Source organism: Paenibacillus sp. FW104-T2, from assembly GCF_058789975.1.
On record NZ_JBYTCE010000013.1, the window covers coordinates 30,050 to 42,626 of the forward strand.

Annotated in this window: 11 protein-coding genes; 6 read left to right on the plus strand and 5 right to left on the minus strand. The window is 49.1% G+C overall.

Annotation, left to right across the window (positions count from 1 at the left end; translation table 11 throughout):
• Positions 1-210 precede the first annotated feature (210 nt).
• From AC3WQ3_RS17275 to AC3WQ3_RS17285, 3 genes are all read left to right on the plus strand, one after another.
• Positions 211-1,071, plus strand: coding sequence for an alpha/beta fold hydrolase (locus AC3WQ3_RS17275; RefSeq protein WP_492472896.1), 861 nt, complete (start codon positions 211-213; stop codon positions 1,069-1,071).
• Positions 1,072-1,164: 93 nt separating this feature from the next.
• Positions 1,165-2,457: a threonine ammonia-lyase IlvA gene (gene ilvA / locus AC3WQ3_RS17280; RefSeq protein WP_095360928.1), complete on the plus strand. Its 1,293-nt coding sequence runs from the start codon at positions 1,165-1,167 to the stop codon at positions 2,455-2,457.
• The gene (locus AC3WQ3_RS17285) at positions 2,457-3,065 is read left to right on the plus strand and encodes a GNAT family N-acetyltransferase (RefSeq protein ID WP_492472897.1); all 609 of its coding nucleotides are present in this window, start codon (positions 2,457-2,459) and stop codon (positions 3,063-3,065) included. The genes ilvA and AC3WQ3_RS17285 overlap by 1 nt, the downstream gene beginning before the upstream one ends.
• Before the next feature lie 85 nt (positions 3,066-3,150).
• On the opposite strand, the gene AC3WQ3_RS17290 is transcribed toward AC3WQ3_RS17285, so the two are convergent.
• Entirely contained in the window at positions 3,151-4,119 is a 969-nt protein-coding gene (locus AC3WQ3_RS17290; RefSeq protein ID WP_336781481.1) for a hypothetical protein, read from the minus strand.
• A 290-nt stretch (positions 4,120-4,409) separates the two neighbouring features.
• Here AC3WQ3_RS17290 and AC3WQ3_RS17295 point away from each other — a divergent pair, with 290 nt between their 5' ends.
• Both AC3WQ3_RS17295 and AC3WQ3_RS17300 read left to right on the plus strand, forming a co-directional pair.
• Positions 4,410-7,622, plus strand: a complete 3,213-nt coding sequence (locus tag AC3WQ3_RS17295) for a stalk domain-containing protein (protein WP_492472898.1) — start codon at positions 4,410-4,412, stop codon at positions 7,620-7,622.
• Between the two features lie 212 nt (positions 7,623-7,834).
• On the plus strand, positions 7,835-8,743 hold the full coding sequence (locus AC3WQ3_RS17300) for a helix-turn-helix domain-containing protein (protein WP_492472899.1): 909 nt from the start codon (positions 7,835-7,837) through the stop codon (positions 8,741-8,743).
• Positions 8,744-8,817: 74 nt separating this feature from the next.
• On the opposite strand, the gene AC3WQ3_RS17305 is transcribed toward AC3WQ3_RS17300, so the two are convergent.
• Both AC3WQ3_RS17305 and AC3WQ3_RS17310 read right to left on the minus strand, forming a co-directional pair.
• Positions 8,818-9,726: a DUF1129 family protein gene (locus AC3WQ3_RS17305; protein ID WP_492472900.1), complete on the minus strand. Its 909-nt coding sequence runs from the start codon at positions 9,724-9,726 to the stop codon at positions 8,818-8,820.
• Complete coding sequence (locus AC3WQ3_RS17310) at positions 9,723-9,887, minus strand: hypothetical protein (protein WP_492472901.1); 165 nt, start codon at positions 9,885-9,887, stop codon at positions 9,723-9,725. Before AC3WQ3_RS17310 ends, AC3WQ3_RS17305 begins: the two co-directional genes overlap by 4 nt.
• A gap of 155 nt (positions 9,888-10,042) precedes the next feature.
• Here AC3WQ3_RS17310 and AC3WQ3_RS17315 point away from each other — a divergent pair, with 155 nt between their 5' ends.
• Positions 10,043-10,291, plus strand: coding sequence for a hypothetical protein (locus AC3WQ3_RS17315; protein WP_336781476.1), 249 nt, complete (start codon positions 10,043-10,045; stop codon positions 10,289-10,291).
• 16 nt (positions 10,292-10,307) lie between these two features.
• Here the strand turns inward: AC3WQ3_RS17315 and AC3WQ3_RS17320 are convergent, their stop codons facing one another.
• Together AC3WQ3_RS17320 and AC3WQ3_RS17325 are read right to left on the minus strand one after the other, a co-directional pair.
• Positions 10,308-11,771, minus strand: a complete 1,464-nt coding sequence (locus AC3WQ3_RS17320) for a HAMP domain-containing sensor histidine kinase (protein WP_492472903.1) — start codon at positions 11,769-11,771, stop codon at positions 10,308-10,310.
• Positions 11,768-12,466, minus strand: coding sequence for a response regulator transcription factor (locus AC3WQ3_RS17325; protein WP_418040352.1), 699 nt, complete (start codon positions 12,464-12,466; stop codon positions 11,768-11,770). Before AC3WQ3_RS17325 ends, AC3WQ3_RS17320 begins: the two co-directional genes overlap by 4 nt.
• Positions 12,467-12,577: the final 111 nt, after the last annotated feature.

Genomic DNA, 12,577 nt, shown 5'->3' on the forward strand with positions numbered 1-12,577 from the left:
GAATGATATCGTAAGTAAGTGAAATGCAATAGGTAGTTGATACAATCGACTTATTCGCCAGTTTATAATGAGCCCGAGCCTTGAATGGATCGGGTTTTTGGTTTGCTTTTACAGGAGGAATTATCCTATACTTAAGTAATTGATAATCATTTTCATTTAGAGCGATAGGACTAGAATTGACAACGTTCGTAAACAGGGCAGGAGGGGACCATGAACGCTATTCATTCCAATCATTCGTATGGTTCAAGTGCATTTATCCACACACGAGATGGCCGCAAGCTTCATTATATGTCGAAGGGAGCCGGTCACCCCATCGTTGTTTTTGAATCAGGCATGGGCTTTTCCAGATCAGCGTGGGGACTCGTGGCGCCCCAAGTAGCTGACCATACACAGTCTGTGGTCTATGATCGTTCCGGGTTGGGAAGGAGTGAGGCCGACACGGAGCAGCGGACTCTCCGCAGGCTTGCAGAGGATCTGGGCGATCTGCTGACGGCACTAGGGCCAGGCCCTTTCATTCTGGTGGGACACAGCTGGGGAGGGCCAGTCGTCAGAGCTGCGGCAGCTGCGAATCTGTCTCGAATTAGAGGACTGATACTGGTCGATCCATCCGACGAGAACTGTGAATTGTATTTTTCCTCTATGGCCAGAATCAGTTTTGGCTTGAACCGTTTCCTACTTCCTTGGATGGCACGTACAGGGCTGTATCGGAAAATGGGCAGTAAACCGGGTCAGGTTCAACCAGAAGATGTTGCACGAGATCACCGAGAGGAAGACTTCACTGTACAGGCAGCAAGTACGATGGCTGCTGAATCGGTGGCGTTTTTGGATGATTTGGCCTCATTGCGGAATACTCCTCCTAAGTTGGGAGATCTGGAAGTCCGGATTATTTCTGGCACCAAGGCAGGACAGGGAGAGCATAAAATTAGACCTGCCATTGTGTCAGCTCACCGCAAGACAGCCCAAGGGCTCGCGAACGGACATTGGATTGAAGCAGGTCAATCGGGACATATGGTCACTTTTACCGACCCACAGATTATTATTGATGAAATCTTGCGGATGGCAAATCGTTAAGGGCTTGGCGCAAGCTTAGGTCAAAAGTGATACAATAACAGAAAAAGCAATGCTTGCATTGCCAACCAAGACAAAGCGGAGTGTGGAGAAGAGATGAAACCAGTGGAACAAGAATCAACGGAAAATAAAAATTCCGGCCATGCCGGTGTTGGCATGGAAGATATCGTACGTGCACATCATGTGCTGCGTGAAGTTATTGTAAGAACGCCTCTGCAGCGGGATGCTGTATTGTCGACCAAATATAATTGCAATGTGTATCTCAAGCGGGAAGATCTGCAAGTGGTGCGCTCTTTCAAAATTCGGGGTGCCTACAATATGATCCGCAGTCTGACTCCGGCTGAGCTGGAGAAGGGCATTGTCTGCGCAAGCGCAGGGAACCATGCACAGGGTGTTGCCTTTTCCTGTAATGCCCTCGGAATCCACGGCAAAATCTTCATGCCGAGCACAACACCGAATCAAAAGGTCAAACAGGTACGGCGCTTCGGCGGCAGCAATGTAGAAGTGGTGCTGATCGGGGATACGTATGATGATGCGTATGCAGAAGCCATGCGTGCATGTGACGAACAGGGGATGACGTTCATTCATCCGTTCGACCAACCCAAAATTATTGCGGGTAACGGTACGGTTGCGATGGAGATCATGGAAAGCCTTGATGAGGATGCAGATTATGTATTTGTTACCATAGGCGGCGGTGGACTCGCTGCTGGTGTCGGAACCTACATGAAGACGGTCAGCCCGGAAACGCGCATCATTGGTGTGGAGCCTCTTGGCGCTGCTTCCATGAGTGAGGCCATGTTCCGCAAACAGGTTGTCACGCTCGATGATATCGATAAATTCGTGGATGGAGCTGCAGTGAAGCGGGTAGGAGACCTGACCTACAACATTTGCAGCAGCACGCTGGATGACATCGTGAAGGTGCCGGAGGGCAAAGCTTGTACGACCATCCTGGAGCTGTACAATGAAAATGCAATCGTGGTTGAACCCGCCGGTTCATTGGCTGTTGCTGCACTGGAGCAATACCGTGAGCAAATTGTGGGTAAGACTGTAGTCTGCGTCATTAGCGGCGGTAACAACGACATCGACCGGATGCAGGAGATTAAGGAACGTTCCCTGATCTATGAAGGTCTGAAATATTACTTCATGGTGAATTTCCCGCAGCGCGCAGGTGCATTGCGTGAATTCCTGGAGGAAGTGCTCGGACCGAATGACGATATTACCCGGTTTGAATATACGAAGAAGCATGATAAAGAGAACGGCCCTGCCTTAGTAGGCATTGAGCTCATGTACAAGGAAGACTATCAGCCTCTGATTGAACGCATGAATCGCAAAGGCATTGCCTATACCGAGCTGAACAAAAATCTGAATCTCTTCAACATGTTAATCTGATGAGTAATCAGATGAAGCAACCGGGCAGTAGTGAACCCCATCTTCAGCTGCGGCCAGCTCGCAGGGAGGATGCAGATCAAGTCATTCCGCTGCTCTATCAGGCGATAGGAGACATTGCTTATGCACTGGCGGGTGATTCCAATCACGAGCAGGCAATGCAGATTCTGAAGCAGTTTTATATGCAGGAGGCCAACCGGATCAGCTATCGCCATGTAACGGTGATGGAACATGGTCAGGACATTGCCGGTATTCTCGTAGCCTACGACGGTAGTGAAGCAGATCGTCTGGACCAGCCGATTCTGGATCGGCCAGGACGCAGTCAGGATGAGAAGTATGCAATAATCAAAGAAACTCGTCCCGGAGAATATTATCTGGATACGCTGTCGGTAAGCGAATCCTATCAGGGACAGGGGATCGGCCGGGCTCTGATGGCTGCTTTTGAGCAGCAGGGAAGGGAGCTGGGGCATGAACGGGTGGCTCTTATTGTTGAACGGGATAATGGACGTGCCTTGATGCTGTATGAACGACAGGGCTATACGAAGGATGATGTCATTGTCATTGCAGGACATGAATATAACCATATGATCAAGCCGATTCAGCAGGGTTGATCACACTGAAAAACCGCCATGGGAGCGTATCCTGTGGCGGTTTTGTATTTTTGCAGCGGATGCGTCCTTAATGGGATGGATGGTTTTAGAATCCGGTGTAGCTGCCGGTAGGAACTTTCTGTTCCAGCCACTTTTCTACAGCGGAAGTCTTCTGGTATTTGGCATCGGTTACCACGTCCATGAAGGCACCCAGTTTAGCCAGCAAGTCACTATCCTCGGATGAATTCCGCTGCAGCACAGCCTTGTACCCTTTTTGGGCATTGGCCACCATGGTGTTGGTTTCGTAATCAAACAATGGTGTATTGTTCAGGCCATAAAAGGTATACAGCGTATAATTGTTCAGCAAATTTCGTACCTGTTTGACCCGATTAGACTTCGGATAATCCTGCAGGAAACGTTCCTGATTGAGTGCCCGATTCAGAATCTCCTGATACCCAATGATGAGTGCACCATCCTCAGCAGCCAGGTTGCCTGTCTCGACCGCCATGATGTTGATGTACTGTTTGATATCTGGTTTGACATGTGAATTATATTTTTGAAAAGCCATATAATTCATGATCGGATAGAGGGAGCCTTCCAACATCACAAGGCGGTAGCCGCTGTCCCGAGCTTCCTTCAGCAGTGCACGCAGTTCCGAGTCTTTGGTACGCTCCATCAGTTGCGTGAAACTGTCGTTCCACTTGTATGCTTTGATCATCTTGTCCTGAACATTGGGTACCAACATGCGGTCTGTCATGGCTGATAATCCCTTGATGCGAGCATTCTCCAGCTGCAATACCATGAGGGTCGCATGATGGGTGGTTACTTTATCGATATTGGATTCCAGATAGGTGTCAGCGGCGGATAAGCCGTTCTTTTTTTGGAGTGTGGATTGAAATGTGTTATAAATGGCGGTCGAACTACTGGTGGTTACTTTGGCATCGGAATCGGAAGGGGCTGCAGCAGCCATTCCCATGATCCCGGCGGCACCGGTCTGCATCAATACAGCAACGGCTGTGACAGTCATAAACATACGGAGCCCTTGGCGTCTGGCAGATGAGTACAATGATGTCATTGTTGTAAACCTCCCGTGAATTTTGAAAATCAAATGGATTGATTCTTTATACATTAACCCAATTCTCTGCGGATGTTGTTTCGGAATAATGACAAAATGTTCTGTTATTTTTAACCTTTGGCAGGTAGATGGTGGAAGAACTTTTCTGCGAAAATATTTTTTGAGCGATTGGAAACTTTTGAGCAGATCCAGACGTCTTAGATGTGCACAGGAAATTACAGGAATAAAATCAAGTGAAATCCGCTCTAATACAATTCAATTCATCTAAAAAGAGAATGGGGATATTCAATATGAAAAAAGCCGGAGGACGTCAAGTTAAAAAGGTCATGTCCGCACTGGCCGTATCAGCCATGCTGATGTCAGCCTTGCCAGCAACAGTAATCGATGCAGCAGCGAGAATCAGTATCTACATCAATGATGCCGAGCTGTCTTCTGCACAAGCGCCTGTCATGAAAGCCGGACGGGTGTTGGTTCCGCTGCGGTCCATTTTTGAAGGACTGGATGCCACCGTGGGGTATACCAACAAAACCAAAACCATTACAGCCACTCGCGGAGATCAAGAGGTCTCACTAAAACTGGGTTCCAAGACAGCTTACATTAACGGGGAAGCAGTCTCGCTGGACGTTCCTGCGAGTACGATTAAGGGCAACACGATGGTTCCTATTCGCTTTGTAAGTGAAGCATTTGGAGAGAAGGTATTCTGGAACTCCCGCAATCAGCGGGTGGATATCAAAACAACATCCACGCCTCCTGTCGATGACACGAAAGCTGCGGCATGGAACATCTATGGATCCGTTTCGGGAAGTAACGGAGATGGTCGGGATCTGACGGTCAGCTTCACGCGCCCTACATCCGAGAAGGCTGTGTCCGAATATCGTATTATGCTGGTGAAAACCCGTGATGTGAACAGCTTCAACGAGTCAGCGGCTTCGGTTGTGCCATCCGGCAATTATACTTCGGTTTCTCCAAATGGCAGCAACCCGAGGTTGACGCTGAATGCCCAGACGCGTGATGTTAACGGTGATTTGCTTAACTCAAGTGAAACGTACCGTTTGTATGTCCTGACCATGGGCAACAGCAGCAATAGTTACAAAAATGTACTTGCATGGTCTGCCCAATCCTTGAAATTAAACAATGTGAAAACGACAGTTCAGCCGGTCACCAGTCTTCGCATTGCCGATATCAGTGACTACGGAGATGGCCGTGACCTGGAGATTAACTTCAATCAGCCAAGCAGCACGTCGAATATTACCTATTATCGTGCATTTGTCGTCAAAGCGAAGGATGCTTCATCATTCAATCTGACTGCGGCGAATAAAGTGTCCAGCTCAAATTCAACGATCATCTATAAAGGAAACAACACAGCGGTCAAAAGTCAGCTGACCTCTTCAACGCGTGATACATCCGGGGAATTGATTCGCAGCGGCACCGCCTATGTCGTATACATCATGTCGGTCAGCTCCAATGCGGCAGCTGCAGACCACAAGCTGTCTTCCGTATCCTCTTCACTGACACTTGGTGTCAATACGGCAACGGCGCCTGTCATTACGCAAGTCAAGGACAATTCGGATTATGGTGATGGTCGTGACATTCTGGTGAGCTTCAACCGGTCTTCCGACGAATCCAAGGTAGCGAGCTACCGCATTTTCGTTGTGCGCAACTCGGTGGCCAGCAACTTCAATCTGACGGCGGCAAGCAATCTGACTTCGAGCCTGTACTATACCGTGAACAAAACAGGCAGCAATATCACCACAACGTTACCTTCATCAATGAAAGATACAAGCGGGTATAACGTAACGAATCTGCAGGATTACCGGATTTACGTCATGGCTGTGGGCAATCAGCAAAACAACTACACCAATGCCTTATCCTCTTCATCCACGTTATTGAGATTGACGACGAATGGAAATGCAGGAGCTGTTAATAACCTGGCAGTCTCGGATGTGAGTGACTATGGTGATGGACGGGATCTGCGGGTATCTTTCAACAGAGCATCGGATGAGTCCAGAGTTTCAGCCTATCGGGTGTACGTGGTTCGTTCCGGTAACGCAGGAAGCTTCACCCTGAGCGCGGCTAACGCTTCGAACAACTACTACCAAGTGAACAAAACGGGTGGTAACCTGTCGGTTACATTGCCAAGTAACATGGTGGATACGAATGGGTACCGAGTTTCCAATAACGTGACTTATCGGGTGTTCGTCCTGTCGGTAAGCACAAGCGGCAACTCCAGTCAGAACGCGTTGTCTTCGTACTCGTCACAGATTACATTGAGTCCAAATGCAGCGATAACAGCTCCAAGCAACGTAGCGGCAAGCGATATCGGCGATAATCAGGACGGACGCGACCTGCGCGTAACGTTCACCAAATCGGCGGATGAGACCAATGTGAATCACTACCGGGTGTTTGTCGTGAAATCCACGAATACCAGCTTCAATCTGTCGGCTGCAAATGCTGTGGGCAGTGCGAATTATACGTATGTCAGCAAGAATGGAAGCAATCAGACGGTGAACTTCACAAGTAATTCGAAAACAGTGGATGGTAGTCCAATTGTAAATGGTGTGGGTTATCGGGTGTATGTCATGGCGGTGAATGGCAATGCTTCTCTTGCAAATGCATTGTCATCTGGCTCCAATGTAATTACACTCGCATCCAATTCGGCTGTTGGCGCAGTGAATAATGTGAAAGTCGAAGTTAAAAAAGAAGAACAAGCAGCTGGGGATGCAACGGATGTAACCGTAAATTATAGTGAACCTTCTTCTAAAACAGGAATTGGACGTTATGTTTTGATGGTTGCTCCTACGGGCAGCGCATTTGATCTTAATACAGCAAAATCCATTGCAAAAGGCAATAACAATAGATCCGTAGAGATTAAAGGAAGTCCTGCCTTGCTTACAAATGCTTTACTTGATATCAACGGCCAAACTATTGTAGCAGGCAAAGCATACACTGCTTACATTCTCTCTGAATCATCAGACACCAAACGTGAATCCAGCTTGGCTTCATCGCCAACCTTCACGATTAATGCGAAGAAGCAGACACCAGTACCTGTTGAAAAAGTAACGAGTGTGTCAGCCACGGTGAGTGGTTCGTCCATTAATGTTAATTTTAACAAGCCTAGCAATGAGTCTGGAATTTCGCGTTATGATGTATTCATTGTTAAAGCATCAAACGATAAAGTGGATGCTGGAAAAGCAGTAACAAGTGTAAGGACTGGTGGAGATAACCCGGCAACAGTGACCCTTGATATGGCTACTCTAGATTCAGATGGAGCTGCTTTTTCTGCAGGGAAATACAAAATTTTGGTCCTGTCCGTAGCAAGTGATTCGAAAATGAATACTAATACCAAGTCGGACGAATCCAGCTTTGACATTCCGGCACCTAGCACCGATCAAGGGAGCGGCAATCCCGTTACACCAATAACCAATCCGGAGAGCGGTACGAATGGTTCAGATGATACTCAAGCACCTGCTGGAAATGAATCGTCTACCAACAATCCAGCCTGATAGGCAACAAACAGAGTTAACTCTCAATCATACGAATGAACTCATAAATAATCCCTTTCTCGGACAGAGAGAGGGATTATTTAATTATGAAAAGATACAAAGGTCGCTGTACAATTTTTGTCGTCAAAAAAGGTTCTCTAGGCCATTGCTGGGCCGGGCCAGCAGGAGGATAATGGAGGGAAGACGCGCATGATCCGGAAAGGAATGATGGGATGCTTGCATTTCGCTTGACCGGGCTGCCGGATTCCCGGCTGCCTCTGTATCTGTATTGTATTGGAACACAAGAGCAGAAAGTGCAGCTTAGGCCGGAAGGATTTCCGGTGCATCAGCTCTTCCTGTCGCGCAGCGCCGTAGGCGAACTCAAGATTCAGGGTAAGGGGTCATGGCCTGTAGGAGCAGGGCAATTGTGGGTAGGCGAACCAGGAGTAGCCCATGAATTTTACCCGCATTCCAGAACAAACGGGGAACTTGGATATATCGGCATTGGCGGCGGTTCAGCCGGATCAGTGCTTCAGGCGGCCGGGTTACTAAATGAGGGTCCAAGGGACCTATCCGACTTTGAACAGTTCTGGTTGCGAATGGCGGACCTCTGGCATGAGCTGGACGATGATAAGTCGGATATCTGGAGCACCTCACTCATCGTCTACCAGCTCATTCTGGACATCGCGAGGTCCGTATCCACGACTCATGAGAAGGCAGACCTGACCGGAGTGGTTGGTGTTCCCATGTCCCCTGGTCAACGTGAGGCGGATCCGGGGAGTGAGGCATTTACCCGTGCGGTTGCGTTGATGCATGCCCACTACCAGGATGATTTATTATTAAAGCACGTGGCCGAAGCTGTGGGATACTCCGTGCAGCATCTCAATCGTTTGTTTCATCAGCGTGAGGGCGTGACCGGGCATCAATATATGCAGCGATTGAGACTGCAGAAGGCATCCGACTGGCTGGACAAGCATCCACGTGCAAGCGTGAGAGAAGCGGCAGAGATGGTTGGCATGGAGGTTAACTATTTTATCCGCATGTTCAAACGGGAATTCGGTGAAACGCCTGGCAAGGGGATCAAACAGCGAAACCAGTCCAGTACTGAAAAAGGCGAACCCGATGTGACACCAACGCTTTGAAAGGTAACTTTCGAGGATAGGTTTGAAAAAAAGACGAGTAATGAAGAAAGGGGCCATCATGGCCCCTTTTTGGTTTATTTCTTTTTCTGCCCGAAGAGCGGCCTCAATAGAGCAAGCCCCACAATACCAATCACAAGACTAACCCAAGGGGCTAAGTAAAATACCGGAAGACTGTCCCGCAGCGGATAACCGACGAACAGGACAAGCACAACAATGACGATATAGATCGCAATGCCTTTCAGGTTAACCTGGGGCTTGGTGGTCATATCCTTGCCTTGATCATCCGGCCGTTCCGCCAGGCGGCGAAGCATCTCTACTAGAGCAATCCCGCCAACCGCTGAAATGATAATCGAAAACAGACTGATATGACTGAATGGTTCCGTATCTCCACCGCTCCAACCGATAAATAGCCCGGCTGCGCCCTGAATGAGCATGACAAAGGAAATGGCTGCCCAGGCAATCATCACATACCACTTGGGAGTACGTTTGACTGGACCGGAAGCCTCACCGTTCACATTATCATCGTCCTTAGGAGCCACAGCTGGCTTCCCCGGTTTATCAGCTTTCGATTTTTTGGTTGTGGCTTTACCTACAGATACGGACGAAGAACTTGATGCTGCTGCACCTGCATCCAGGCGTGCGTGGATATCCTGTTCCAGGTCCGCTCCGTATAATTCCCGTGCGGATTGTCCATCCCGTTGAGCCTGTACAATGGCCTTTCCCTCAGACAAAATCCACTCTTCCTGTGTTCTTTCATCTGCGTCGGTACGGCGGGCAATGCCGCTAATCTGGTCGAACAATTTTACATTTTCAGGCGTCATCCGGCTCATCTCGGTCATCTGCCGGTTTTGTATTTCTTTAAGCTTTTTATAGGAAATCCCCAATGATTGCTCCCCCTGTCTGAACACTACAGATCCCCAGTTCTCCTGAAGACCCTGACGGTATTTTAGTATACGGGAAGGGCTCTCGTTTCGCAAAGTCATTCCTTATAAAAGAGCTGAGTGTGATGTATCCAGAGCCATATACATGCCAGAATGACACAAGTGCAGAGCAGCACCAGTTTGCCGTGAGCACGTACCCATTCAAACAGAAGTTCCATGAATCCAATCCCTTTCGCCGGAAGGAGTCCGAGGTCAATTTGCATGTACATATTATCGATTAATTTCCCCATTTTTCCTGTGAAATATGCATAGGCCGAGCCTAGATCCAACGATTGTGTGAAGGATGAATAAAGGCTGGCCGATTCCAACACAATAGTAGCATTTCAAACGAAAAAAACAGTAATGGGAGTGTGCAGACATGAATCAAGCCAACGATAAAAACAACGAATTAACACGGAAGCTGCTGCTGAACAGCAACTCCCGTGGGGTGAAGGATGAAGTGGTTCCCATGGGACAGGGAGCAGCAGAGGATACCGAATTTGCAGTCGAGCTTGGTGAGGGGCCTGATAAGACGGGCAGCTTCTGGGAGAGTTCCGATTTTGCCCGTGAGCATCGCTGGGAAGGTCAAGTAGAGACCCATGAGATGTTTCGCCGGAGCTACGAATAGCACATTGAATCCGTGATCACCCTGCAGTATTGAGTGTAAAAGAGATGCATGCACCACCTTCAGGCAGGTTACTGGCGCATATGGTTCCACCGTGCTTCTCCACGATGCGTTTGGCCGTGAACAGGCCCAGTCCGGTCTGTCCCTGGTGGCCATGATAGAACTGGTCAAACAAATGCGGCAGATCCGCATCGCTAAAGCCTGGACCCGTATCGCAGACGGTAACCTGCATGATATGAACATTTTGTATATTCACAATTAGTCTGATTTCCCCTTGTGGGGGTACATAACGCAAGCTGTTAGCCACCAAGTTATCCAGCACCTGACCCACCCGCTGTACATCCAGCTGAAGGGGCGAGGAACTGTCCGCCCTTCGATCCACGAGTTTGAATTTCAAGTGCACACGTTGACTGGAACACAGGAAACCAATCTCCCGCTGCTTCATCTCCCAGAAGGAGGAAGAATCCACCGCTTCACGTCGAAGCGGAAAATAATCAAAATCGGTACCTGCGGCTACCGTCATATCCTGAATGAGGCGATTAATTCGCTTCACATTATGGTCAATGACGTCCAGATGATTGCTCATGCTTTCGGCAGTATGTACCACATGTGCGGGTGAATCCTTAAGAAGTTCCACATGACCCTGAATTACCGTCATTGGCGTACGGAAATCATGGCTGATGGCGCCCATCAGTTCACTCCGTTCCTGTTGAAGCTTCCACTCCCGGGTTAGGGCGCTCTTCAGTTCCTTGCGCATATCCTCGAAGGAGGCGGAGAGGAGCCCAAGCTCATTGGGGGCGTGGTTATCCAGAGTAAAGTCCAGGTCCTGCTCCTTGATGCGTTTGGAAGCCAAAATGAGGTCCTCAATCGGCCGGTTCACATTGCGACCCACTCTGCCCGCCACAAACCAGGTCGCTGCCGCAATATATACGAATGGAGAAGCCAGCATAAGTACGAGAAACGTATTTGTCCAGACGGGCGATATGGATGGAGAAGGGCTGGTTTCCAATCGGTACTGGAGCACCAGAGCTCCTGAATACATTCCGTGATCTCCGCTTAGAGGCGAGATGAGTGTAACCAGTCCGCCTAACCCAAGTGTACTATCTGTAATTGTTTTGCTGTTCAGCCTGCTCAGCAGATCCACTTCATTCTCCACGATCTGCTCCTGAATCGTTCCGTATCTTCTGCTTCCACGGGTATCCACAATCTGATAGGTGATGCCTTCCGGAGGGAGCAGCTTTTCCAGCTTGGCCTGATTGGCGGTGTCGGTCCACTTGATCTGCTTCTTCGCCAGCTCCTGCACAGTGTGCTGAATGTCGGGGATTCGAGACTCATAATAGTTGGCAGGCTGCAGCCATTGGCTGGAGAAGAGGAACGTTATCCCCGCTGCCCAAGTCAGGAGTGTCAATACAATGCTGATTCCCATAACAAGTGCAAAAGCCCAGACGAGTTGTTTTTTGATCGGCCAGCGTTCCTTAATCATCGTACGGGCTCCCATTTGTACCCGACACCCCATACCGTCGAGATATACGCATGATCCGGGTCAGCTGCTGCCAGCTTGGCCCTTATTTTTTTGACATGTTCCGTGATTGTGGTTGTATCCCCCGTTGCTTCGAGACCCCAGATGCGGTCATACAGCTGTTCCTTGGAGAAAACCTGCCCTGGATGCGTGGCCAGCAGTTCCACCAGATCATACTCCTTAAGCGTGAGCGGGATGGCATGCTGCATAATCATCACCGTGCGCCCCTTCAGGTCCATTTGCAAAGATCCGTATCTGTAGAACGCAGGCTCATTCCCGCGCGGCTGAACGCCATCGCGACGGGAACGGCGCAAGTGGGCAGCCACTCTTGCTTTCAACTCCCCGAGACTGAACGGCTTCGTCATATAATCATCGCCGCCGATGGACAACCCTTGAATCCGGTCCATTTCGGCCTGCCTCGCACTGAGAAATAGGATGGGGCAGCTCACCTCATCCCGAATCAGCCGGCAGAGCTCGAACCCGCTCATGCCGGGCATCATAATGTCCAGCAGAATCAGATCCGGCGGATTACCGAGAAGCTGTAAAGCCTCGGTGCCGCTTGATGCCGTGGACACGTTATACCCTTCCTGCGCAAGTGTCTGATGAATCAGCGCTACAATATCCTTTTCGTCATCTACAATTAGAATGTTTTCGTTCATGATGATTTCCTGGCAGTTGTGTTCAAGGCTGTTACTCCTTACTGCCGTCTCCGTTTCCTTCAAATAGTTGAGTATATATTGTACCTAAAATTACCATGTTCGTAAAAACAA

Coding starts and splice junctions, on each gene's coding strand:
- AC3WQ3_RS17275 (WP_492472896.1), top strand. CDS start 211: ATGAACGCTATTCATTCCAATCATTCGTATGGTTCAAGTGCATTTATC.
- ilvA (WP_095360928.1), top strand. CDS start 1,165: ATGAAACCAGTGGAACAAGAATCAACGGAAAATAAAAATTCCGGCCAT.
- AC3WQ3_RS17285 (WP_492472897.1), top strand. CDS start 2,457: ATGAGTAATCAGATGAAGCAACCGGGCAGTAGTGAACCCCATCTTCAG.
- AC3WQ3_RS17290 (WP_336781481.1), bottom strand. CDS start 4,119: ATGACATCATTGTACTCATCTGCCAGACGCCAAGGGCTCCGTATGTTT.
- AC3WQ3_RS17295 (WP_492472898.1), top strand. CDS start 4,410: ATGAAAAAAGCCGGAGGACGTCAAGTTAAAAAGGTCATGTCCGCACTG.
- AC3WQ3_RS17300 (WP_492472899.1), top strand. CDS start 7,835: ATGCTTGCATTTCGCTTGACCGGGCTGCCGGATTCCCGGCTGCCTCTG.
- AC3WQ3_RS17305 (WP_492472900.1), bottom strand. CDS start 9,726: ATGACTTTGCGAAACGAGAGCCCTTCCCGTATACTAAAATACCGTCAG.
- AC3WQ3_RS17310 (WP_492472901.1), bottom strand. CDS start 9,887: ATGCAAATTGACCTCGGACTCCTTCCGGCGAAAGGGATTGGATTCATG.
- AC3WQ3_RS17315 (WP_336781476.1), top strand. CDS start 10,043: ATGAATCAAGCCAACGATAAAAACAACGAATTAACACGGAAGCTGCTG.
- AC3WQ3_RS17320 (WP_492472903.1), bottom strand. CDS start 11,771: ATGATTAAGGAACGCTGGCCGATCAAAAAACAACTCGTCTGGGCTTTT.
- AC3WQ3_RS17325 (WP_418040352.1), bottom strand. CDS start 12,466: ATGAACGAAAACATTCTAATTGTAGATGACGAAAAGGATATTGTAGCG.